Origin of the sequence: Pseudomonas sp. W15Feb9B (assembly GCF_000828175.1) — a bacterium.
In the GTDB taxonomy this organism is placed as follows: Bacteria; Pseudomonadota; Gammaproteobacteria; order Pseudomonadales; family Pseudomonadaceae; genus Aquipseudomonas; species Aquipseudomonas parakoreensis.
The window spans coordinates 42,491-64,742 of sequence record NZ_JTKF01000028.1 but is presented as its reverse complement, the minus strand read 5'-3'; the positions used below and the strand labels follow the sequence as shown (position 1 = coordinate 64,742).

The following is a 22,252-nucleotide window of genomic DNA, read 5'->3' as shown; positions in this document are numbered from 1 at the left end:
CTATGTGGGTGAGTCATACCGTAAAGCCTTTTTGGTTACTTTTTCGGCGTCTGGAAAAAGTGACCCGCCGTAAGGGCGGAACCCTAACCAGCCTTCACCAAAAAAACGGATATACACCCAAAACTCAATCTGAACCCCGAACACTACTCCGATACATAAAAACCAAAGCCAACCCAAGACACACCATCGCCAACACCCGAGAAGACGAAAGCTCGATCGCCGGATTCCCCAGCCAGCCAAAATTATCGATCAACATCCCCATCCCCAGTTGCCCGACGATCACCGCAACAGTCGCCACCGCCGTGCCCACGACAGGCACAGCACCGACCATGACCATCATGTAAACCACACCAAACAGCGCCCCGGTGAGCTGCCACTTCGGCACGTCCAAGAGGCTGACCGCCTGCGCCGGCTCAAAGAACAGAATCAACAATCCGGTAGTCACTGCCCCCACGACAAACGTCAGCAGACTACTGCGCAACACCCCGACCGTTTCACCCAAGCGCCCATTGATCGCCGCCTGCACACTCAACACAGCGCCAGCCAACACCACCACTGCCAACAAAATAACCAGACTCATCTCTTCAACCCCGCGCAATCAGAACCAATGCCACCACAATCAACACCAACGCCAGCCAGCGCTCGGCATTGACCTTCTTGCGCGTCGCGCCGAACCAGCCGAAATGGTCGATCAGTACACTCTTGCCGACCTGCCCCGAGAGAATCGCGATCATCGTCATCGCAATCCCGATATGCGGCGTCGCCAGGGTCAGCACCACCACGTACATCGGCCCCAGAAATCCTCCGATCAACTGCCAGCGCGGCAGCTCGGTCAGCGCTGGGCCTTTCTGGGGGCCGGCGAACAACAGCAGCAAAAACAGAATCGCCGAACCCACGCCGAAGATGCTCAAGGTCGCCCACAGATGCCCGACTTGCTCACCCAATGGCCCAAGCAATCCGGCCTCCACCGACAGGCCCATGCCGGCCAGAATGACCAGCGGCAATAACAACAAGCGCAGCCCCGACCGGGTAGCCGGTGCCGCCCCACTGACTTGATCCAGCGTTTGCATATTCAAATTCCCATGCAAGTAAACGATGGTGCGGATTATCGCCTGGCGCCGCTGTGCGATAAATGGGAGCATCCAGACAACACTTTTGCGCAACTCGCACAACAGGATAGATTCATGCACGGGCTAAACGACCTGGGGTTCAAGACGTTGAGGCTGTTTGTGGCGGTACTCGACCACGGCAGTTTCTCTGAAGTCGCCCGTCGCGAGGGCGTGGCGCCCTCTTCGATCTCGCGGCAGATCCAGTTGATGGAGCAGGCGCTGAACCAGCAATTGCTCTACCGCCACACCCGTGCCGTGACGCCGACCGAGGCCGGGCGTATGCTCGGCCACCATGCGCGGCTGGTGCTGGTGCAACTGGAAGAAGCCGAACAGGCGCTGCAGGAGCAGCAAAGCGAACCCACCGGGCTGGTGCGCATCAATGCGCCGGTGGTGTTCGGCCAGCGTCACCTGACGCCATGGCTGGGAAAATTGTGCGCGCGCTATCCGAAGCTGCAACTCGACATCCAGCAGACCGACCATTACGTCGACCCGCTGCAGGAAGGTGCCGACCTGCTGTTTCGCATCGGCCCGCTGCACGATTCAAGCATGCAGGCGCGGATTCTGGCACCGCACAGTTTTCAGGTCGCCGCCAGCCCGACCTATCTGCAGCGCCACGGCATCCCGCAACACCCGGAAGATCTCGCGCAGCACCAGTGCCTGGCCTACAAAGGCGCAACCGGTCAGCAGCGCTGGTTCTTTCGTCAAGGTCAGGGCGACTGGACGCCTTACTCGGTCAAAGGCCCGATCACTGGCAACCACGCCGACACCCTCACCCAGGCCGCCGAACAAGGCCTGGGGCTGGTGATGTTTCCGTCGTGGCTGATTGGTGAAGCGGTGCGTGAAGGCACGCTGGTGCCGGTGTTGCGCGAGTATCAGGTGTCCAACAGTCTGGAGCCGCAGCAGATTGCGGTGCTGTGGCCGGGTAGCCGGCGACTGTCGGTGAAGGTGCGTACGGTGATCGACTTCTTCATCGAATGTTTCGGCGAAGTCCCCTACTGGGACAGACCCTGAGCCTTACACCGCCCCCCGTGTAGGAGCTGCCGAAGGCTGCGATCTTTTGACTTTGATCTTTTAACGCAAGATCAAAAGATCGCAGCCTTCGGCAGCTCCTACACGGTTTGTCTAAAATATTAAATTCGGAACTGGCCCACCAGCTTGCCCAACCGCTGCCCCAGCTCCGCCAGACTGCGCGAAGTCTGCGCGCCCAACTGGGTCTCATCCGCCACGCTGTCCACCGCCACGGCGATCTGATGCACGCTGCGGTTGATCTCTTCGGCCACCGCCGTCTGCTCTTCCGCCGCACTGGCGATCTGCGCGTTCATCGAATTGATGGTCGCAATCAGCTCGGCCATCGCATCGAGCGACGCACCGGCCTGATTGGCTTGCGCCGAGGTGCCATCGCCCGCCTCGCTGGAGCGGCGCATCGCCTCGACCGCCGACTGCGTGCCCGCCTGCAAACGATCGATCATGCCCTGAATTTCCTGGGTGCTGATCTGCGTGCGGCTGGCCAGCGCCCGCACTTCGTCCGCCACCACCGCAAAGCCACGCCCGGCCTCCCCGGCCCGCGCCGCTTCAATCGCCGCGTTCAGCGCCAGCAGGTTGGTCTGTTCGGCAATCGAGCGGATCACTCCGAGCACGCCGACAATCGACGACACGTCCTGCTGCAGGCTGTCGAGCGATACGCCGCTGCTGCGAATGTCATCCACCAGCGCATGAATCTGTTTGATGCTGCCAGCCACCACGCGCTTGGCGCTCTGGCCCTCCTCGTCGGTCTGTTGCGCGGCCACCGCGGCGTTCTGCGCGCTTTTGGCGACTTCCTGGGCGGCGGCGGACATTTCGTTGATCGCCGTGGCGACCTGGTCGGTCTCATGGCGCTGACGCTCCATCGCCTGATCGGAACGCTGGGCCTGATCCGACACTTGGGTCACCAGGCCGGTCAGTTGCGTAGTCATCTCGGTGATCTGTCGCACCAGGCCGTGGATCTTGTCGACGAAGCGGTTGAACGAGCCGGCCAGTTCGCCGAGCTCATCCTGGCTGCTGATGTTCAGCCGGCGGGTCAGATCGCCCTCGCCTGCGGCGATGTCGTCGAGGTTGGCTTTCATCAGGTTCAGCGGCCGCAAGATGGTGTTGGCCAACAGCATGCCCGCTGCGGCGATCACCAGCAGCACCAGCACGGCCACGCCGACGATGCTGAGGATCACGCCTTGCATACGCTCCTGCACTTGCGCCTCGACCACCGCCACTTGCGCCTCGATGCCGTCGAGGTTGACCGACGTGCCCACCGCCATGTCCCACTTTGCCAGGTATTCGGTGTAGCCGAGTTTCGGCACCAGCACGTTGGCATTGCCCGGCAGTGGCGAGCTGTATTGCAGATAGTGAGTGCCGTCCTTCGCTACTTTCACCAGGCCGAGGTTGACGTAGACGCCATTCGGATCGCGGTTGTCCTTGAAGCTTTTGCCCACGCCTTCGGGGTCGTTGGCCTTGAACAGGCGCACGGTCTCGGAGTCGTAGCCGAAGAAGTAGCCGTCCTTGCCGTAGCGGATGCCCGACAACAGCTTGATCGCCTGCGCCCGCGCCGCGTTATCACCGGGGGCGGCCGCGTCGTACAGCGGTTTGATCGTGGTCATCGCCACGGCGACGTAACTTTGCAGCGTGGCCTTGGCGTCGGCGAGCAGGCGTTCGCGGGTCTGCTCGACCTCGGTGTGCGCCTGCTGCTGGAGGATGAACAGCGTGGTCAGGCTGATGACCAGCGCAAAGAGCAGCACCGGCAGGACGGCAAGGGACAGGACTTTGGCCTTGAGACTCAAGCGCATTGGGGGGCTCACTCTTTTGGTTTTATTGGCGTGGTTAAAGGCGTTAACGGCACGCGCGAGCAAAAGTTGAACCCAAAAAAAGATCGCAGCCTTCGGCAGCTCCTACAGATATTGATGTAGGAGCTGCCGAAGGCTGCGATCTTTTGATCTTCAGCTTTTAATCAGAGGACCATCGCCGCCACCCAACCGAACGCCAGCAGCGGCAGGTTGTAATGCAGGAAGGTCGGGACCACGGTGTCCCAGATGTGGTGATGCTGGCCGTCGATGTTCAGGCCGGAGGTCGGGCCCAGCGTCGAGTCCGAAGCGGGCGAACCGGCGTCCCCCAAGGCCCCGGCGGTGCCAACGATGCAGACGATCGCCAGCGGACTGAAACCCAGTTGCACGCACAGCGGCACGAAAATCGCCGCCAGAATCGGCACCGTGGAGAACGACGAACCGATGCCCATGGTCACCAGCAGCCCCACCAGCAACATCAACAGCGCGCCGATGCCCTTGCTGTGATTGATCCACGAGGCCGACGATTCGACCAGGGTCTGCACCTGCCCGGTGGCCTTCATCACTTCGGCGAACCCGGACGCGGCAATCATGATGAAACCGATCATCGCCATCATCTTCATGCCTTCGGTGAACAGGTCATCGGTCTCACGCCACTTGACGATGCCGGACACCGAGAAGATCAGGAAACCGACCAGCGCCCCGATAATCATCGAGTCCAACAGCAGTTGCACAATGAACGCCGCCGCAATCGCCACACCGGCGATCATCAGGCTCAGCGGGTTGTACTGCACGGCCACTTGCTCGACCTGCTCGATTTTCTGCAGATCATAGACGCGCTTCTTGCGGTAGCTGATAAACGCCATGGCCAGGCCGAACAGCATGCCCAGCGCCGGAATGCCCATGGCGTGGGTGACGTTGATGCCACTGATGTCGACGCCGCTGCGCGCGACATTGGCCAGCAGGATTTCATTGAGGAAGATGTTGCCGAAGCCCACCGGCAGGAACATGTACGGAGTGATCAGGCCAAACGTCATGACGCAGGCGATCAACCGGCGATCAAGCTGCAGCTTGGTCAACACATATAACAGTGGCGGCACCAGCAGCGGAATGAACGCAATGTGGATCGGCAGAATGTTCTGCGAGGCAATCGCCACTACCCAGAGCAGGCCGATCAGCAGCCATTTGACGCTGCCGCCCCCGGTCGCGTGTTGCCGATCGACCATCGCCAGCGCCTTGTCGGCCAGCGCATGGGCCAGGCCGGACTTGGCAATCGCCACGGCGAACGCGCCCAGCAACGCGTAGGACAAGGCCACGGTTGCGCCGCCGCCCAGACCGCTGTTGAACGCCTTGAGCGTGGCGTCGATGCCCAAACCACCGGTCAGGCCACCGACCAGCGCACCGACGATCAGGGCGATCACCACGTGCACACGGGACAGGCTGAGGATCAGCATGATGCCGACCGCAGCAATCACTGCATTCATTTCACTACCTCAAAAACACTGCGATGAAATATCACCGCCAGACAGGATGAGTCCGCCAACGGTTAACCGGCGGATTGGCAAAGAGGGTCTTATTAGAAGGGCGCGCACTGTGCCGCAGAGCGGCGATGGTGTCAAAGCGAGCGGCTGAACTGAAATGTAACTGGCAATGCACAACCCTGTGATGCAGGAGATCCCTGTGGCGAGGGAGCTTGCTCCCGCTCGGCTGCGCAGCAGTCGCAAACCCGGTAGACGCGTTATGCCTGAATGAACGCATTAAAGGGGTTTGGGGGCGCTACGCACCCCAGCGGGAGCAAGCTCCCTCGCCACAGGGGTCTAAATGTCACTCGGCTGCGGCAATCGGTCATATTGCGCTTGAACAATAAAGAAAGCCGAAACGCGGCCGTTACAGTGCAAAGTCTCAGATATTTATCGAATAAGGACGTCTCCATGTCGCTCAGACAACTTTCCATTCAATGGAAAATCACCCTGCTCGCCGGCCTGTGCCTGGCGGGCATCGTGACCCTGCTGGTGGGTCTTTCGCTGTACCGCATGGAGCACAGCTCCGAGCTGGTGAAGGCTTCGAGCATGGAGATGCTGACCGAGTCGGCCCAGGCGCGCATTGAGTCGCAGGGTGAGGTGCAGGCTGCCGGGATTCGCCAGCAGTTCATGGATGCCTACCAATATGGCCACGGCTTCTCGCGGCAGGTGCTGTTTTTGCGTGAACAGGCCGAGAAGCGCTTCCTCGACGCCTTCGACCTGCGCGAAGACATGACCCGTCAGGTCAAGTCCGCACTGCAGGCCAACCCGGACCTGCTCGGTCTGTCACTGGTGTTCGAAGCCAACGCCTTGGATGGCAAGGATGAACTGTTCGCCGGTCAGGCCGAGCTGGGCAGCAACGACAAGGGCCGCTTCGCCCTGTACTGGTCGCAGCCGACTCCGGGCAAAGTCACCTCGATGGCCCTGCCGGAAAGCGACATGACCGACACCAGCACAGGCCCCAGCGGTCAGGCGGCCAATGCCTGGTTCACCTGCCCGCGCACTACGCTCAAACCCTGCGTGATCGAACCGTACTTTTATGTGATCGACGGCCAGAACGTGCTGATGACCAGCATCGTCTTTCCGCTGATGGTCAACGGCAAAGTCATCGCCTCGCTGTCGGTGGACATCAATCTCAACAGCCTGCAGGCGATCAGTCAGGGCGCGAGCAAAAAACTCTACGACGGCCAGACCGCCGTGAGCATCATCAGCCCCACCGGCCTGCTCGCCGGTTACAGCCCGGACGCCAGCAAGCTGAGCAAACGTCTGGATGCCGTGGACACCGTCAGCGGCGCCGAACTGCTGCGTCAACTCGGCGCCAGCAGCAGCGTCAGCAGCCTGCACAGCAACGGCCAGTTGAAAGTGCTGTCGCCGTTCCAGCCGATCCCCGGCGGCCCGGCGTGGGGCGTGTTGCTCGATGTGCCGGAAAAGGTGCTGGTCAGCCGCGCCGAAGCGCTCAAGCAGCAACTGGATGCGAGCAACAACTCGGGCACCCTGATCGAACTGAGCCTTGGCGTGCTTGCGGCATTGGTCGGCCTGCTGCTGGTGTGGCTGATGGCGCGCAGCGTGACCAAACCGATCCTCGGCGTGGCCAATATGCTCGAAGACATTGCCAGTGGCGAAGGCGATCTGACCCGCCGTCTGGCCTACGACAAGAAAGATGAACTCGGCCAATTGGCCGGCTGGTTCAACAAGTTCCTCGACAAGTTGCAACCGATCATCGCCGAAGTGAAACGCTCGGTGCAGGACGCGCGCAACACCGCCGACCAGTCCTCGGCCATCGCGACTCAGACCAGCGCCGGCATGGAGCAGCAATACCGCCAGGTCGATCAGGTCGCCACCGCGTCCCACGAAATGAGCGCCACCGCGCAGGATGTTGCGCGCAGTGCTGCGCAAGCCGCCGAAGCGGCCAAAGACGCCGACCGCGCCACCCGTCAGGGCCTGACCGTGATCGACCGCACCACCGCGAGCATCGACACCCTGGCCGCCAACATGAGCGCGGCGATGGTTCAGGTCGAAGGGCTGGCGGCCAATAGCGAGAAGATCGGTACGGTGTTGGAAACCATCCGCGCCATCGCCGAACAGACCAACCTGCTGGCGCTCAACGCGGCAATCGAAGCGGCGCGTGCCGGTGAAGCCGGGCGCGGTTTTGCCGTGGTCGCCGACGAAGTGCGCAACCTCGCCCGCCGCACGCAGGAGTCGGTGGAAGAAACCCGTCAGGTCATCGAGCAATTGCAGACCGGTACCCAGGACGTGGTCGGTTCGATGGGCAACAGCCATCGCCAGGCTCAGGGCAGTGTCGAACAGGTCGGGCAAGCGGTGACCGCACTGCGCCAGATCGGCGATGCGGTGACGGTGATCAGCGACATGAACCTGCAGATCGCCAGCGCGGCGGAAGAACAGAGCGCGGTGGCCGAGGAGATCAACAACAACGTCGCGACCATTCGCGACGTGACCGAATCGCTGTCCGGACAAGCCAATGAGTCGGCGCGGGTGAGCCAGTCGCTGAACAGCCTGGCGAATCAACAGCAGAGCCTGATGGATCAGTTCCGGGTCTGACTCGGACTTGAATCCAACTGGACTTCAATGTGGGAGCGAGCAAGCTCGCTCCCACAGCGGATTTATGGTGTTGGGGAGATCAGCGTTTGGGCAACTCGATCACCACCTTCAAACCGCCCCACTCACTCTCGCCCAACACCAGCACTCCGCCCCACGTCTCGACGATATCCCGCACAATCCCCAGCCCCAGGCCATGCCCGTCAGTCTGCTCGTCGAGCCGCGTGCCACGGCTGAACACCTGAGTGCGTTGCTCCTCAGGAATCCCCGGCCCGTCATCTTCAACGCTCAGGGCGAAGCCGTCCGTTCGTTCGATCACGCTCAGCCGCACCTCGGCATCCGCCCATTTGCAGGCGTTGTCCAACAAGTTGCCGAGCAGCTCCAGCAAGTCCTCGCGATCCCATGGCAATTGCAGCCCCGGCGGCGCGACGTAGCTCAACGCCAGATGCTCGCCGTGGATCATGTTCAACGTCGCCAGCAGCCCCGGCAGTTCCGCCTCACAATCAAACAGTGCGCCGGGCAGTGCATCACCGGATAAACGCGCGCGATTGAGTTCACGATTGAGCCGCTGCTGCACTTGCTCCAGTTGCTCCTTGAGGATCTTGCGCAGCTCCGGATGGGCATCGAGTTTTTCGCTCGACGCAAGACTCAAAAGCACCGCCAACGGCGTCTTCAGCGCATGTCCCAGATTGCCCAGCGCATTGCGCGAGCGCTTGAGGCTGTCTTCGGTGTGCGCCAGCAGATGGTTGATCTGCGCCACCAGCGGCTCGAGCTCGACCGGCACCTGATCGTCCAGTTGCGAGCGCTGGCCCTGCTGCAACTGGGCGATCTGCTCGCGCGCCCGTTCCAGCGGCTTCAACGCGCGACGTACCGTCAACCGTTGCAGCAGCAGAATCAGCAGCAAGCCGGCAAGGCCCAGACCGAGGCCGATCTGGCGCATGCGCTGGAAACTCTCGCGCACCGGGGTGTAATCCTGGGCGACGCTGATCGAGATCGACTGCCCCAAACGCCGATAATCCGAACGCAACACCAGCAACTGCTGACCGTCCGGGCCCAGTTGCAGGTTGCTGTGCAGGCCAGGATGGTCAAGCAGCGGCAAGTCCTGATCCCACAGCGAACGCGAGCGCCAGTGGCTGTCGGCAAAATCGATGCGGAAGTAATGCCCGGAAAACGGTCGCTGATAGGCTGGCGACAGGTGCCGCTCATCCAGTTGCAAACCTTGCGGGCCACGCACCAGCGCGACCAGCAGGCTTTCGCTGTCGTTGCGCAGACCGGCCTCGAGATAACGCTGCAACCCGACCTCGAACAACCACAGGCTGGTTTGCGCCAACACCAGGCCGACGATCACCATCACGCTGATCAACCCCAGGCTCAAGCGGCGCTGGATCGACCTCACGAAGCCTGCCCGCCGAACAGGTAACCCTGGCCCCGCCGGGTTTCGATCACCGATTTGCCGAGCTTTCGCCGCAGGTGGTTGACGTGGACTTCGAGGACGTTGGAGTCACGCTCGGTCTCGCCGTCGTAGAGGTGCTCGGCGAGGTGGGTTTTCGACAGGATCTGTTCCGGGTGCAGCATGAAATAACGCAGCAGGCGGAATTCGGCGGCGGTCAGCTGAATCTCGCTGCCGTCACGAATCACGCACTGGCGACCTTCGTCCAGATGCAGGCCGGCGGCCTTGAGCGTCGGCTGGTTGGCCTGGCCCTTGGAGCGGCGCAGCAACGACTGCACCCGCAGGTGCAGCTCTTCAGGGTGAAACGGTTTGGTCAGGTAATCATCGGCGCCGGCCTTCAGGCCTTCGATGCGCTCGGCCCAGGAATCGCGGGCGGTGAGGATCAGCACCGGGGTCGACAGGCCACCGGCGCGCCATTGCGCCAGCACCTCCAGCCCCGGAACACCGGGCAGACCAAGGTCGAGAATGATCAGGTCATACGGCTCGCTGCTGCCCTGATACACCGCATCGCGTCCGTCCGCCAGCCAGTCCACCGCGTAGCCTTGGCGCTGCAGGCCGGCGATCAGCTCGTCGGCCAGCGGCACGTGGTCTTCCACCAGAAGCAAACGCATCGGTCAATCTTCCTTGTCTTTAACTAATTCGCCAGTATCGGCCTTCAGGTGCAGCTCGCGCGCCACGCCCTCGACGGTCAGCAGCTCGACTTCATACACGTAGACGTCGTGCTTTTCCTCCAGCTCGACTTCCAGCAGTTTCGCGCCGGGGTAGCGATCCAGTGCCTGTTGCAGCACTTGCTCCAGCGGCAGGATCACCCCCTGCTGCCGCAGCCGCAGCGCTTCGTCCTGATCGAGATCGCGGGCCATCGCCGCCGAGCAAACAATCACAAGCGCCAACGCCGTGCGGCTGGTGGCGCGAACATTAACCTTCATTACGTATCCTGATGATCCTTGAGAACCTGCCCAGTCACCGCGTCTAATTCCAGATCCCATTCCAGCCCTTGTGGATCACGCATTTCGACCTGGTAGACGTACTTGCCGTACTGCTCTTCCAGCTCGGTATCGGTGATGGTCGACCCCGGATGTCTGGTCAGCGCCGTGGCGTTGAGCTTCTCGAAGGAGACGATAGTACCAGCGTCGCGCAGGCGCAGGGCTTCGTCGGGGCCAAGATCGCGGGCATGGGCGAGGCTGGCGGTCAGGCCGATGATCGCGGCAATGGACAGGGCAGTCAGGGTTTTCATGGATGTCTCCGTATTTTTATGTGCAGCTACGGTGGGCACCTTAGCGGGATCAACTTAACTGAAACTGAATTGCCATCATTGCCCCTGTAGGAGCTGCCGCAGGCTGCGATCTTTTGATCTTGCCTTTAAAAATCAAAAGATCGCAGCCTGCGGCAGCTCCTACAGAGATCGGTAACATGTGCTTATAATTGTTCGCTTGCTAACGATCGAGACCGGTATGACTGCCATTCACATCAAGTTCCCCGCCCTCACCCTCAAGGCCGGCCCTCGGGCCATGGCGCGCATCCGTGCCCAAGGCCTGAACGCCGCCGACGTCGGCACCCTGCCCGGTGCGGCCGGCGGGCCGAAGGCGCTGGGGATTCAGGGGCTGGATCTGGCGTTGTTCGGCGAATGGCTGCCGAGCGCGCCGCGTGAGCGCTCGCTGATCGGTGCCTCGGTCGGTTCCTGGCGCTTCGCCAGTGCTTGCCTGCCGGACGCTGCCGAAGGCATTCGCCGCCTCGGCCAGTTGTACGCCGAGCAGAATTTCAACAAAGGCGTGACCATGGCCGAGATCAGCGCGAGCTCGCAGCGCATGCTCAATGACCTGCTCGACGGCCGCGACGCCAGCATCCTCAACAACGCCGACTACCGCCTGAACATCATGGTCGTGAAAAGCCACGGACGCCTGGCCGACGATCATCGCGGTCGCCTCGGCCTGGCGCTGGGCTCAGTGATTGCCGATAACCTGCGCGGTCGCGCACGGCTGTCGCGGCACTTCGAACGCCTGATCGTTCACGACCCGCGCCTCGCCCCACCGGTCAATGCATTGAATGACTTTCCGTCGCGCTTTGTCGCGCTCAATACGGGCAATCTGCGCCAGGCGCTGCTGGCGTCCGGTTCGATCCCGATGGTCATGGAAGGCGTGCGCGACCTGCCGGGTGCCGGTGCCGGCACGTTCCGTGACGGCGGGCTGCTCGACTATCACCTCGACCTGCCCTACAGCGGCGATGGCATCGTGCTCTATCCGCACTTCACCGACCGGGTGATCCCGGGCTGGTTCGACAAGACCCTGCCGTGGCGCCGCGCCTCGGTGGAGCGCTTGCAGGACGTGCTGTTGCTGGCGCCGTCGAAGGAATATCTGGCGCGCCTGCCCTACGGCAAACTGCCGGATCGTAACGACTTCAAGCGCTTCATGGGCGATGCGCCGAGCCGGCAGAAATACTGGCACGCGGCGATGGACGAAAGCCGCCGCCTGGGCGACGAGTTTCTCGAACTGGCGGCCAACGGTCGCCTCGCCGAGCGCTTGCTGACCCTTTAGTCAGTGTTTTCCCGCATCGCCAAACACAAGCTGGTAAACTCGCCGCCTGCCCGAATCGCTGCGGCGAACGCCACCTGAACAGAGCCGAAATCACTGTGGAAATCTTCAAAGAGTTTACTTTCGAATCCGCCCACCGCCTGCCGCACGTCCCGGACGGCCACAAGTGCGGACGCCTGCACGGTCACTCGTTCAAGGTGGCGCTTCACCTGAGCGGCGACCTCGATCCGCACACGGGCTGGATCCGCGATTTCTCCGAGATCAAGGCGATCTTCAAGCCGCTGTACGAGCGTCTGGATCACAACTACCTGAACGACATTCCTGGCCTGGAAAACCCGACCAGCGAAGTGCTGGCCAAATTCATCTGGAATGAAATGAAGCCCCTGCTGCCGGAACTCAGCGCGATCCGCATTCACGAGACCTGCACCAGCGGTTGCATTTATCGCGGTGAATGATCCAACACAAATCCCCCTGTGGCAGCTCCTACAGGGAAGAGTGTGTTGTCAGGGAAATAGAGAACAGCCTTCGCGGCTGTTTTTTTATGCCTATGCTTTTTGGCTCAAACCCGCCAAGAGGACACCTCGTCCAGGAAAATGCCCCGGAAGCGATCATCGCCTCCCTGCTCAGATTCCTCTGACCCAACACCCATTCCTGGTGGGAGCGAGCCTGCTCGCGAAAGCGGAATATCAGCCATTGCAGATGTCGCCTGACTCGCTGCCTTCGCGAGCAGGCTCGCTCCCACATTGGGCCTGAGTGCGTTCTGGTGCACTGCTTTCGCGCCGAAATCCCTGACTCGGCTATACATAATCCGCATAACGGTCTTTGGCACGACCACTGCAACCTGCTTCGCGTCCCCCCTCTTCAGCAAGGAACGCCCCATGACGCAGAACGATCCCGGCAACGACTACCCCCTCAGCGAAGTCCCGATGCATGCGCGAAAAGGCCTGGCCTCGACCGCCATGGTGTTACTGGGATTCACATTTTTCACCGCAACCATGTTTGCCGGCGGCAAGCTCGGCGTGGCCTTCAGTTTTGGCGAGATGATGGCGGTGATCATCGTCGGTAACCTGCTGCTCGGGCTGTACGCGGCAGGTCTGGGTTACATCGCCTTCAAAAGCGGCCTTAATTCGGTGTTGATGGGGCGTTTCTGTTTTGGTGAGGTCGGCAGCAAACTCAGTGACCTGATCCTGGGATTTACCCAGATCGGCTGGTACGCCTGGGGCACTGCGACCGCCGCGGTGGTGATTGGCAAATACTTCGCGCTGGAGCAAGGTACGGTGCTGGGCCTGATGGTGCTGTTCGGCCTGGTGTTCTGCGCCACGGCGTATGTCGGTTATCGCGGCCTGGAGATCCTCTCGTACATCGCGGTGCCAGCGATGATGCTGCTGCTGATGCTGTCGATGTGGGTTGCGACCGTAAAAGTCGGTGGCCTCGATGGTTTGCTGGCGGTGGTGCCGAGCGGTTCGCTGGACTGGTCGACCGCGATCACGCTGGTGTTCGGCACCTTCGTCAGCGGCGCGACGCAGGCCACCAACTGGACACGTTTCTCGCGCTCGGCAAGGGTTGCCGTGCTGGCGAGCCTGATCGGTTTTTTCATCGGCAATGGCCTGATGGTGCTGATCGGTGCCTACGGCGCGATCGTCTATCAGCAGCCCGACGTGGTTGAAGTGTTGCTGCTGCAAGGTTTCGCCATGGCCGCAATGGCCATGCTGCTACTGAATATCTGGAGCACCCAGGACAACACCATCTACAACTTTGCCGTCGCCGGCTGCAACCTGCTGCGCACCGGCCGACGCAAAACCGTGACCCTGGCCGGCGCGGTGGCCGGCACCCTGCTCGCGCTGCTGGGCATGTACGACATGCTGGTGCCGTACCTGATTCTGCTGGGCACGGTGATTCCGCCGATTGGCGGGGTGATCATGGCCGACTTTTTCTTCCGCTGGCGCGGGCGCTATCCGCGTCTGGCCGACGCACGGCTGCCGGCGTTCAACTGGCCGGGACTGGGGGCTTACGCGGTCGGCACGCTCACTGCGTTCCACTCGCCCTGGGTCGCGCCGCTGGTAGGGATTGCCGCCGCCGCGCTAACGTATGTCATCGTTACCAGCCTGCTCGGCGCCCGTCGCGCCAGTGCGCCACTACCAGACCTATAAGAAGGATTCGCCTGATGCACATTATCAACGCCCGACTGCGCAACCAGGAAGGTTTGCACGAATTGCACCTGGAAGACGGCCTGATCCGCAGCATCGGCCGCCAGACCGAAGCCCCGACCCTCAACCCCGGCGACCTCGACGCCGGCGGCCATCTGGTGGTGCCGCCCTTCGTCGAGCCGCACATCCACCTCGACGCCACGCTGACTGCTGGCGAACCGCGCTGGAACATGAGCGGCACGCTGTTCGAGGGCATCGAGTGCTGGGGCGAACGCAAGGTCACCATCACCGAAGAAGACACCAAAACCCGCGCCAGGAAGACCCTTCAAGCCTTGGCCGCTCACGGCATTCAGCACGTGCGCACCCACGTCGACGTCACCGACCCGCAGCTCACCGCGCTGAAGGCGATGCTCGAAGTCCGCGAAGAAACCCGCCATCTGATCGATCTGCAAATCGTCGCGTTCCCACAGGAAGGCATTGAGTCGTTCCGCAACGGTCGCGAGCTGATGGAAGAAGCGATTCGCATGGGCGCCGATGTGGTGGGCGGCATTCCGCATTTCGAGTACACCCGTGATCAGGGCGTCAGTTCGGTGAAGTTTCTGATGGACCTGGCCGAACGCACCGGTTGCCTGGTCGATGTGCATTGCGACGAAACCGACGACCCGCATTCGCGCTTTCTTGAGGTACTCGCCGAAGAGGCCCGCAGCCGCGACATGGGCGCGCGGGTCACGGCCAGCCACACCACGGCGATGGGCTCTTACGACAACGCTTACTGCGCGAAATTGTTCCGTTTGCTCGGTCATTCCGGGATCAGTTTCGTCTCGTGCCCGACCGAAAGCATTCACTTGCAGGGACGCTTCGACAACTTCCCGAAACGTCGGGGCGTGACCCGGGTCAACGAGCTGCTGGAGGCCGGGATGAACGTGTGTTTTGGCCAGGATTCAATCGTCGATCCGTGGTACCCGCTGGGCAACGGCAACATCCTGCGCGTGCTTGAGGCGGGGTTGCACATTTGCCATATGCTCGGCTATCGCAACCTGCAGAACGCGCTGGATCTGGTCACCGACAACAGCGCCAAGGCCATGCACTTGGGCGAACGATACGGACTGGAACAGGGGCGTCCGGCGAACTTGCTGATTCTGTCGGCGGACAGCGATTACGAAGTGATCCGTAGCCAGGGCCTGCCGCTGTATTCGATTCGCGGCGGCAAGGTGCTGATGAAGCGGCAGATGCCGGTGGTGGAGTTCAGCAGCCCTCTTAACTGACCGCCATTTCCTGTAGGAGCTGCCGCAGGCTGCGATCTTTGTTTTTGATTCTAAAAACAAGATCAAAAGATCGCAGCCTGCGGCAGCTCCTACAGAATGCTCGCGATCCTGCATGGGTATGCATTTCCCTGTGGGAGCTGGCTTGCCAGCGAAGGCGATTGCCGCTTCAACCGATCAAGCGAGCCGTACCAAACAACCTGACCCGCATCAATTCGCCCCGCTCTTCTTCAAGCAACACCGGCGCCGTCCCGCCCGGCATGACGACGTGCACCTCCCCACTCGCCACCCAACCCACCGCCCATGCGGCACAGGCCACTGCACTGGCGCTGGTACCGGAAGACGCCGTCGGTCCTTCACCACGCTCGAACACTCGGGCGACGATGCGCTGCGCTGACTCAAGCGCGGCCCATTGCAGATTGACGCCCGCCGGGCATGGCTGGCCGGCGCCCGTCGGCATCGCGTAGGCGATTCGGGTCAGGCCTTCGGCCCATGGCGACTGGCGCATTTGTGAGTTGCTCGGCAACTCGGCGATGTCGGTCAACAACGTTACGCAATGCGGATTGCCGATGCGCACGAATTGACTGTGCTGCCACGCGGAATCGAGTTGTGCCAATGGCGCTACGTGGCTCACCTCATGACCATTCAACCCGCGCTGTTCAACCTGCTGCGCACCCACCGCTGAAGGCCCGAAGCCCGGTTGACCAAGGTCCAGCCAGAAACCGTTCACGCCTTCGACTACGGCCGGTTTCACCGAGGTTTCCACGGCATCACCCTTGTCGTGATGCACTCGCAGCGACACCCCTTGCGCCGGCATCAGCCCTTGCTCCAGCAACGACTGGGAAAAAATCGTCAGGCCATTGCCACTGCGCTCGGCCAAGGTGCCGTCGGTGTTGACGATCAGCACGTCGAACGGCGGCGCTGACTGGAACGGGCCGATCAGCAAACCGTCGCTGCGGTGCGCCTTGCTCCCCGCCGGACGCTGGCCCTCGGGCCAGTCGCAGCACAGCGCAATGGCTGCCTGACTCCACGCCGGTCTCGACACCGCACACTGCGCGGCTCCCATCGGCAGATCGATCCCCGCCTCACGAAGTGCCTGCGGCGAAATCACCCCGTAAATATTGCCTCGCGCATCGTAGAACTGCGTCATCACCGATCTCTCTCACCTTGTCGAAGCCATCACTGTAAACCGCGATCCCTTGTAGGAGTGAGCCTGCTCGCGAAAGCGGTTTGTCAGCGGCCATATTCATTGCCTGAACCACCGCAATCGCGGGCAAGCCCGCTCCCACAGGGTTCTGCACAGAACGGGCAATTGTGAACACCGGTCATCCAATGTGGGAGCGAGCTTGCTCGCGAAGGCTGCGTATCAGTCGCCATATTCATTGGCTGATATACCGCATTCGCGAGCAAGCTCGCTCCCACAGGTTAGGATGTCGGCTGCCCCGCCCCGAGACCTGCGATCGAACCTCGCCGCGCGATGACTGTCATTCGGGGGACGCGACGTTTTTTGCCAAGGATCGATATGACCAGCCTCAACCCCCAAGACACCTTCGTCCCCGGACGCCTGCAGCAGATGTCGACGCGCATCGCTTTCTTCATCGCCGGCCTGGGCATTGCCGCGTGGGCGCCATTGGTGCCATACGCCAAGGCTCGCGCCGGGCTCGACGAAGGCACGTTGGGCCTGCTGCTGTTGTGCCTCGGCGTCGGCTCGATTCTCGCAATGCCGCTGGCGGGGATTCTCGCCACGCGCTTCGGCTGCCGCAAAGTCGCCACCGGCGGCACCCTGCTGATCTGCGCGGCGCTGCCGTTGCTGGCGACGGTATCGTCGATTCCGGCGCTGATCGCCACGCTGTTCATGTTCGGTGCCGGTCTGGGCACGGTGGATTCGACCGTCAACCTGCAAGCGGTGATCGTCGAAAGGGCCAGCGGCAAGCACATGATGTCGGGCTTTCATGGCCTGTTCAGCCTCGGCGGGATTGTCGGTGCAGCGGGGGTCAGTGCCCTGCTCGGCCTCGGCCTGACACCGCTGGCAGCGATGCTGGTAGTGGTAGCGGTGTTGGCCGGCGCGCTGTTCAAGTGTGTACCGCACATGTTGCCGTACGGCAGTGAAAGCTCGGGACCTGCCTTCGCCATTCCCCACGGCATTGTGTTGTTCATCGGCGGCATGTGCTTCATCGTGTTCCTCACCGAAGGCGCGGCGCTGGACTGGAGTGCGGTGTTTCTTGCGCAGGAGCGCGGGATCGACACGGCGTACGCGGGATTGGGTTATGCGGCGTTTGCATTGACCATGACGGCCGGACGTTTGATGGGTGACCGGATCGTGCGGACTGTCGGTGCAACGCGGATCATTCTGTTTGGTGGTCTGTTGGCAGCTGCAGGTCTGTTTCTGGCGACATTCGCGCCGAGCTGGGAAGCGGCATTGGTCGGTTACGCACTGGTGGGTGCGGGTTGTTCGAACATCGTGCCCGTGCTGTACACGGCGGTGGGCAAGCAGACGGTGATGCCGGAGAGCATCGCGGTGCCAGCCATTACTACCCTGGGCTACGCAGGGATTCTGGCGGGACCGGCGGTGATCGGCTTTGTCGCGCATGCCAGCAGTCTGAGTTTTGCCTTCGGGTTGATGGCGCTGCTGTTGGTGGCCGTCGCCATCGGCGGCAAAGTCCTCAAGGTCTGAACCCCATCATTGTGGCGAGGAAGCTTGCTCCCGCCGGGTTGCGGAGCGCCCCCAAAAAATCGGGCCTGCTGCGCAGTCCAGCGGGAGCAAGCTCCCTCGCCACAGAATCAGGCGTTATCAGAAACCGACGCTGGCCTGCACGAAGAACGTACGCGGCGCGCCGACATACATCCCCGAATTGTTGTCGCTGGAGCGGGTGAAGTACTGCTTGTCGAAGACGTTTTTCACCCCGGCACCCAGTTTCAGATTCGACACTTGTGGCCCGAAGTCATAACCGCCGCGCACGTTCCAGGTTACGTAACCCGGAATGTCGCCATACTGCCCATCGGCCGTGCCTTCGGTGATGTAATTGCCGTTGAAGCTGCCATCGGCGTTGACCCCGGTACCCGGTGAGCGCTGTTTGGACTGGGCGAAACCGTCGATGTTGTAGGTCCAGCGGTTGATGTCGTAACGCAGCCCCACGGTCGCCACCTGCCGCGAATAGAACGGCAGATCACGGCCCTTGAAGCCCGGAATCTCACCCTCGTAGGTGGCGCGGGTGTAAGTGAGACCGGCGTTGGCGGTCAGCCCGTCAAGGCGTGGATCGAGCGCGGCCATGTCGTAATGCACCGACGCTTCGATGCCCTGATGCTTGGTCGCGCCGAGGTTGGTCCAGCCGACATCGTTGCTGATGTATTGCAGCTCGTCATCGAAGTCGATGTAGAACAGCGTCACTTCCCCGCCCCACACGTCATCGTTGTAGCGCGTGCCGATCTCGTAAGTCTTGGCCTTTTCCGGCTCCAGGCCGTTGGCGGTCTGGTCACCCGAACCGCCCTGGCCGAGCTGGAAATACTGCAGGCTGCCGAACGAGGTTTCGTAGTTGGCGAACAGTTTCCACGCGTCCGACAGGTGATACATCACGCTCAGCGCCGGCAGCGGTTCATTGCTCTCGATGCTGCGGTTTTTCTCCGGCACGCGTTTGCCCGAAGTATCGAGCACGGCGCGGTCATGCCAGTCGGTGCTGATGTGTTCGAAGCGAATGCCCGGGGTGATGGTCCAGTTGCCGACGTCGATCTTGTTGTCGACATACACCGAGTTGGCCTCGGTGCCACCGGTGCGGTCCTGGAACACATGACCGTCGGACGTCGGCGTGACCACCGTCTGATTGTTGACCAGCGCCAGACGACTCGACTGTTCGTGCATCGCCTCTTTCAGGTAGCGATAACCGACGCTGACTTCCTGAGTGGTCGGGCCGACGTCGAAGACCCGCGACACACGCGGCTCGACACCGAGGGTGTAGTAGGAACGCGGGTACGAACTGAGGGTATTCTGGTCACGTGCGGCGATGGTGCTGCCGCGAAAACTGTCGGTGTAATAGGTCAGGATTTCTGCCTGCGTACGCTCGTCGATCTGGCGAATCCACTTGAACGATACGTCCTTGCGCCGACCGCTGAAGTTGTCGTAATCGCGCACCGAGTCGTACGGCTTGTCGTCGTACTGCTTCTGCGTCAGACCGCCCGGCATGTCGGCGCTGGCGTCGTAGTAATGGAAGTTGAGGCTGAAATCGTCCTGATCGGTCGGCGCCCAATGGGTCTTGAGCAGCACATCGTCGATGTCGTTACCGTTGTTGCGCTCGCGGTAACCGTTGCCGTTGACCCCGGAATACAACAACGCCACGCCCATGCCGTTGTCGGCGGTGCCGCCGAGGAACGCCGTGTCGATGTGTTTCCAGCCGCCGTAACGGGAGGTTTCCAAAGTGGTGCCGATTTCCCCGGTGGCTTTTTCCGGGATGGCGCGGGTGACGAAGTTGATCACCCCGCCAACGTTCTGCGGCCCGTAACGCACGGAACCGGCGCCACGCACCACGTCGATGCTGTCGAGGTTGCCGGAAGAGATCGGCGCCATCGACAGTTGCGGCTGGCCGTACGGTGCGAACGCGGCCGGCACGCCGTCGATCAACACCGTGGAGCGTGGCGACAGTCGTGAAGTCAGGCCACGCACGCCAACGTTCAGCGCGATGTCGCTGCCGCCGGTGCCGTTGGAGTCCTGCACCTGCACGCCGGGCACGCGCTTGAGCACATCACTGACGTTCATCGCGCCCTGCTCGACCATGGCTTCGCGGCGGATCACCGTACGCGCACCCGGGTGGTTCTGCACCACCGCGGCATCAGCGTCACCGAGCCAGTCGCCGACCACTTTGATGTCGGTCACGCCCAGTTCCAGCGGGCCATTGTTGGCAGCGGTCGCGGCCGGTGCGAGGGTCACCGAGCCTTCGTTGATCTGATACTCCAGGCCGCTGCCCTGCAACAACTGACGCAGCGCCTGCTCGGGGGAAAGATTGCCGTCGACCGCCGGTGCCTGTTTGCCAGCAACCAGATCCGGGCTGAAGAAAACCTGCAGCGAAGTTTGCTGGCCAAGTTCGCTCAGGGCCTGGCCCAGCGGCTGGGCGCGGATGTGAATGGCTTCAGCGGCGAAGGCCAGCGGCACGGCGGCATTGACCGCCAGCGCGAGAGCCAGCGGCAGCCAAGGGGATTTTTTGTTGTGGGCTGAGGTGTTTTTCACGTCGAACGTAGTCCTGTGGATCGCAAGAGTGTGCGTCTGTTAATGCAAACCAGTTGCAGTTGAACAGGAAGACGATGAACTCGAAAAAAACCTGAATGTTATTTTGAAATTATTTCCTGACTGCCGTCGGCCAGGGTGCGCACGGCCACCGGCAGGATGTTTGGCAGGGCCTTGAGCAAGGCGTCGGTGTTGTCGGATTTGAACACGCTGGTCAAGCGCAGGTTGGCCACCGTCGCGTTGGCAACCTTCAGCGGTTTGTCGCGATAACGCGAAACCTCCGCCACCACTTCGCTGAGGCTGGCGTTGTTGAACACCAGTTTGCCGCTGCGCCAGGCCGTCAGCTCGACGGGGTTGACCGCATAGGCCGCAGCGACTTTGCCCTCGGCGTCGACATGGGTGCCGAGGCCTGCGGTGAGGTTGATGAAAGCATTGTCCGGTGCATTGCGCCCCTGCACCTTGACCGTGCCCTGCTCCACCGAAACCCGGGTTTGCGTGGCATCGCGGCGCACATCGAAACGCGTGCCGGTGACCGTGACCTTGCCGCTGCCAGCCTCAACCACGAACGGGCGCGCGGTGTCGTGCTGAACGCTGAACATCGCTTCGCCTTCACTCAATTCGATCAGTCGTCGATCCTGCTCAAAACGCACCTGCAGACGGCTGCGGCTGTTCAGATCAATCACTGAACCGTCCGGCAACGCCACGTGCTTGCGTTCGCCCAGCGCCGTGGCGAACTCGGCGTGATAGCCGCCCGGATGATTCAAACCACTGAACAGACCGAGCCCGAGCGCCACCGCCAACACGCTGGCGGCCACGGCATAACGCAGTAAAGGACGTCGCTCGCGGCGGGTTGACGGTGTTTCAACAAGCGCCTTGAGGCGTGGCGCCGGTAGCAGATCGGCGGTTGTCCACAGACCTTGCAGCAACTGGAATTCATCACGGTGCTGCGGATGCTGGTTCAGCCAGGCGTCGAAGCGCTGCTGCTCGTCGGCACTGATCAGCGGTTCCTGCAAACGCACAAACCAGCGTGCCGCCTCATCGCGCACCGTTGTTTGCCCGCACGCGCAATCACGGGTATCCATCATGGAATGTCCTGTCGGGCTGGGGATGAAAAGCGGCGGCCGCTCATGACTGCATGCCATCGAGACGGTCGCGCAGATGCCGCAGGGTGCGAATCATATATTTTTCGACCATGTTCCTGGACAGTCCCAGGCGTTCGGCGATCTCTGCCTGGGTCAGCCCTTCGATCTTCTGCCAGACGAAAATCCTCCGGCAATTGAGCGGCAGTTCCTGCAGCGCCCGTTCGATGGAGTCGGCCAACTGGATCGCCTGCATGTAATGCTCCGGGTCGCCGGTGGACGACGCACTGTGATCGATCGCCTGCGACTCCATGGCTTCCCGCCGATCCTCACGCCGATAACCGTCGACCGCGATGTTGCGTGCGGTCTGGTGCAGATACGCCCGTGGCTGCTGCACCGCTGCCGAATCGGATTCGAGCACTCGCACAAAGGTGTCGTGCGCCAGATCCTCGGCCTGCGCGCGATTGCGCAGGCGCCGGGTCCAGGTGCCGATCAACTCTTCGTAATGCTCGAAAAAGCCGGGTCTGCGGGGCAGCATGGGGTTCATGACGGCGTGCTGTGGAAAGGGGCGTGAATAGTAAT

General features: G+C 61.9%; 19 protein-coding genes and 2 pseudogenes. 8 read left to right on the top strand and 13 right to left on the bottom strand.

Annotation, left to right across the window (positions count from 1 at the left end):
* Positions 1-124 precede the first annotated feature (124 nt).
* The gene (locus tag OC71_RS15500) at positions 125-580 is read right to left on the bottom strand and encodes a DMT family transporter (protein WP_041070865.1); all 456 of its coding nucleotides are present in this window, start codon (positions 578-580) and stop codon (positions 125-127) included.
* 4 nt (positions 581-584) lie between these two features.
* Complete coding sequence (locus OC71_RS15495) at positions 585-1,070, bottom strand: DMT family transporter (RefSeq protein WP_041070862.1); 486 nt, start codon at positions 1,068-1,070, stop codon at positions 585-587.
* A gap of 114 nt (positions 1,071-1,184) precedes the next feature.
* Here OC71_RS15495 and OC71_RS15490 point away from each other — a divergent pair, with 114 nt between their 5' ends.
* Positions 1,185-2,120 carry a LysR family transcriptional regulator gene (locus tag OC71_RS15490; RefSeq protein ID WP_041070859.1) on the top strand — a complete coding sequence of 312 codons (936 nt, stop codon included), beginning with the start codon at positions 1,185-1,187 and terminating at the stop codon, positions 2,118-2,120.
* A gap of 119 nt (positions 2,121-2,239) precedes the next feature.
* Here OC71_RS15490 and OC71_RS28765 read toward each other — a convergent pair whose 3' ends face one another.
* From OC71_RS28765 to OC71_RS15480, 3 genes and pseudogenes are all read right to left on the bottom strand, one after another.
* Complete coding sequence (locus OC71_RS28765) at positions 2,240-2,995, bottom strand: methyl-accepting chemotaxis protein (RefSeq protein ID WP_371260415.1); 756 nt, start codon at positions 2,993-2,995, stop codon at positions 2,240-2,242.
* A 102-nt stretch (positions 2,996-3,097) separates the two neighbouring features.
* Positions 3,098-3,922: pseudogene (locus OC71_RS28760) on the bottom strand (cache domain-containing protein); the annotation flags it as partial.
* Positions 3,923-4,083: 161 nt separating this feature from the next.
* Positions 4,084-5,400 carry a Na+/H+ antiporter family protein gene (locus OC71_RS15480; RefSeq protein ID WP_041070854.1) on the bottom strand — a complete coding sequence of 439 codons (1,317 nt, stop codon included), beginning with the start codon at positions 5,398-5,400 and terminating at the stop codon, positions 4,084-4,086.
* 264 nt (positions 5,401-5,664) lie between these two features.
* On the opposite strand from OC71_RS15480, the pseudogene OC71_RS28755 reads away from it, so the two are divergent.
* Positions 5,665-7,137, top strand: a pseudogene (locus OC71_RS28755) (HAMP domain-containing protein); the annotation flags it as partial.
* 102 nt (positions 7,138-7,239) lie between these two features.
* Positions 7,240-7,995: a methyl-accepting chemotaxis protein gene (locus tag OC71_RS28750; RefSeq protein WP_371260414.1), complete on the top strand. Its 756-nt coding sequence runs from the start codon at positions 7,240-7,242 to the stop codon at positions 7,993-7,995.
* 79 nt (positions 7,996-8,074) lie between these two features.
* Here OC71_RS28750 and OC71_RS15470 read toward each other — a convergent pair whose 3' ends face one another.
* From OC71_RS15470 to OC71_RS15455, 4 genes are read right to left on the bottom strand one after another with little or no spacing between them, the layout of a single operon-like run.
* Complete coding sequence (locus OC71_RS15470; protein ID WP_041070848.1) at positions 8,075-9,388, bottom strand: sensor histidine kinase; 1,314 nt, start codon at positions 9,386-9,388, stop codon at positions 8,075-8,077.
* Entirely contained in the window at positions 9,385-10,053 is a 669-nt protein-coding gene (locus OC71_RS15465) for a response regulator transcription factor (RefSeq protein ID WP_041070845.1), read from the bottom strand. The genes OC71_RS15470 and OC71_RS15465 overlap by 4 nt, the downstream gene beginning before the upstream one ends.
* 3 nt (positions 10,054-10,056) lie before the next feature.
* The gene (locus OC71_RS15460; protein WP_041070842.1) at positions 10,057-10,368 is read right to left on the bottom strand and encodes a PepSY domain-containing protein; all 312 of its coding nucleotides are present in this window, start codon (positions 10,366-10,368) and stop codon (positions 10,057-10,059) included.
* The gene (locus tag OC71_RS15455) at positions 10,368-10,676 is read right to left on the bottom strand and encodes a PepSY domain-containing protein (protein WP_041070839.1); all 309 of its coding nucleotides are present in this window, start codon (positions 10,674-10,676) and stop codon (positions 10,368-10,370) included. Before OC71_RS15455 ends, OC71_RS15460 begins: the two co-directional genes overlap by 1 nt.
* A gap of 217 nt (positions 10,677-10,893) precedes the next feature.
* Here OC71_RS15455 and OC71_RS15450 point away from each other — a divergent pair, with 217 nt between their 5' ends.
* The 4 genes from OC71_RS15450 to codA all read left to right on the top strand — a co-directional run bounded on the left by OC71_RS15450 (position 10,894) and on the right by codA (position 15,382).
* The gene (locus OC71_RS15450; RefSeq protein WP_041070836.1) at positions 10,894-11,973 is read left to right on the top strand and encodes a patatin-like phospholipase family protein; all 1,080 of its coding nucleotides are present in this window, start codon (positions 10,894-10,896) and stop codon (positions 11,971-11,973) included.
* A 95-nt stretch (positions 11,974-12,068) separates the two neighbouring features.
* Positions 12,069-12,425: a 6-carboxytetrahydropterin synthase QueD gene (queD, locus tag OC71_RS15445; RefSeq protein ID WP_007915588.1), complete on the top strand. Its 357-nt coding sequence runs from the start codon at positions 12,069-12,071 to the stop codon at positions 12,423-12,425.
* 423 nt (positions 12,426-12,848) lie between these two features.
* Positions 12,849-14,120 (top strand): cytosine permease, encoded by a 1,272-nt coding sequence (codB, locus tag OC71_RS15435; RefSeq protein ID WP_041070827.1) that lies wholly within the window; start codon positions 12,849-12,851, stop codon positions 14,118-14,120.
* A gap of 14 nt (positions 14,121-14,134) precedes the next feature.
* Positions 14,135-15,382 carry a cytosine deaminase gene (gene codA / locus OC71_RS15430; protein WP_041070823.1) on the top strand — a complete coding sequence of 416 codons (1,248 nt, stop codon included), beginning with the start codon at positions 14,135-14,137 and terminating at the stop codon, positions 15,380-15,382.
* A 166-nt stretch (positions 15,383-15,548) separates the two neighbouring features.
* Here codA and OC71_RS15425 read toward each other — a convergent pair whose 3' ends face one another.
* On the bottom strand, positions 15,549-16,529 hold the full coding sequence (locus OC71_RS15425) for a DeoR family transcriptional regulator (RefSeq protein ID WP_041070820.1): 981 nt from the start codon (positions 16,527-16,529) through the stop codon (positions 15,549-15,551).
* Positions 16,530-16,901: 372 nt separating this feature from the next.
* Between OC71_RS15425 and OC71_RS15420 the strand changes: the two genes are divergently transcribed.
* On the top strand, positions 16,902-18,053 hold the full coding sequence (locus OC71_RS15420; protein WP_041070818.1) for an MFS transporter: 1,152 nt from the start codon (positions 16,902-16,904) through the stop codon (positions 18,051-18,053).
* A gap of 117 nt (positions 18,054-18,170) precedes the next feature.
* Here OC71_RS15420 and OC71_RS15415 read toward each other — a convergent pair whose 3' ends face one another.
* The 3 genes from OC71_RS15415 to OC71_RS15405 all read right to left on the bottom strand — a co-directional run bounded on the left by OC71_RS15415 (position 18,171) and on the right by OC71_RS15405 (position 22,217).
* The gene (locus OC71_RS15415; protein ID WP_041070815.1) at positions 18,171-20,594 is read right to left on the bottom strand and encodes a TonB-dependent receptor; all 2,424 of its coding nucleotides are present in this window, start codon (positions 20,592-20,594) and stop codon (positions 18,171-18,173) included.
* 98 nt (positions 20,595-20,692) lie between these two features.
* Entirely contained in the window at positions 20,693-21,676 is a 984-nt protein-coding gene (locus OC71_RS15410; RefSeq protein ID WP_041070812.1) for a FecR family protein, read from the bottom strand.
* Between the two features lie 40 nt (positions 21,677-21,716).
* Complete coding sequence (locus OC71_RS15405) at positions 21,717-22,217, bottom strand: sigma-70 family RNA polymerase sigma factor (protein WP_041070809.1); 501 nt, start codon at positions 22,215-22,217, stop codon at positions 21,717-21,719.
* Positions 22,218-22,252: the final 35 nt, after the last annotated feature.

What these genes read in the sequence shown, in the direction of transcription:
- OC71_RS15490 (WP_041070859.1), top strand. Translation starts at nt 1,185, where the DNA reads ATGCACGGGCTAAACGACCTGGGGTTCAAGACGTTGAGGCTGTTTGTG.
- codA (WP_041070823.1), top strand. Translation starts at nt 14,135, where the DNA reads ATGCACATTATCAACGCCCGACTGCGCAACCAGGAAGGTTTGCACGAA.
- OC71_RS15420 (WP_041070818.1), top strand. Translation starts at nt 16,902, where the DNA reads ATGACCAGCCTCAACCCCCAAGACACCTTCGTCCCCGGACGCCTGCAG.
- OC71_RS28765 (WP_371260415.1), bottom strand. Translation starts at nt 2,995, where the DNA reads ATGGAGCGTCAGCGCCATGAGACCGACCAGGTCGCCACGGCGATCAAC.
- OC71_RS15450 (WP_041070836.1), top strand. Translation starts at nt 10,894, where the DNA reads ATGACTGCCATTCACATCAAGTTCCCCGCCCTCACCCTCAAGGCCGGC.
- codB (WP_041070827.1), top strand. Translation starts at nt 12,849, where the DNA reads ATGACGCAGAACGATCCCGGCAACGACTACCCCCTCAGCGAAGTCCCG.
- OC71_RS15465 (WP_041070845.1), bottom strand. Translation starts at nt 10,053, where the DNA reads ATGCGTTTGCTTCTGGTGGAAGACCACGTGCCGCTGGCCGACGAGCTG.
- OC71_RS15425 (WP_041070820.1), bottom strand. Translation starts at nt 16,529, where the DNA reads ATGACGCAGTTCTACGATGCGCGAGGCAATATTTACGGGGTGATTTCG.
- OC71_RS15455 (WP_041070839.1), bottom strand. Translation starts at nt 10,676, where the DNA reads ATGAAAACCCTGACTGCCCTGTCCATTGCCGCGATCATCGGCCTGACC.
- OC71_RS15495 (WP_041070862.1), bottom strand. Translation starts at nt 1,070, where the DNA reads ATGCAAACGCTGGATCAAGTCAGTGGGGCGGCACCGGCTACCCGGTCG.
- OC71_RS15460 (WP_041070842.1), bottom strand. Translation starts at nt 10,368, where the DNA reads ATGAAGGTTAATGTTCGCGCCACCAGCCGCACGGCGTTGGCGCTTGTG.
- OC71_RS15410 (WP_041070812.1), bottom strand. Translation starts at nt 21,676, where the DNA reads ATGATGGATACCCGTGATTGCGCGTGCGGGCAAACAACGGTGCGCGAT.
- OC71_RS15500 (WP_041070865.1), bottom strand. Translation starts at nt 580, where the DNA reads ATGAGTCTGGTTATTTTGTTGGCAGTGGTGGTGTTGGCTGGCGCTGTG.
- OC71_RS15480 (WP_041070854.1), bottom strand. Translation starts at nt 5,400, where the DNA reads ATGAATGCAGTGATTGCTGCGGTCGGCATCATGCTGATCCTCAGCCTG.
- OC71_RS28750 (WP_371260414.1), top strand. Translation starts at nt 7,240, where the DNA reads ATGGAGCAGCAATACCGCCAGGTCGATCAGGTCGCCACCGCGTCCCAC.
- OC71_RS15405 (WP_041070809.1), bottom strand. Translation starts at nt 22,217, where the DNA reads ATGAACCCCATGCTGCCCCGCAGACCCGGCTTTTTCGAGCATTACGAA.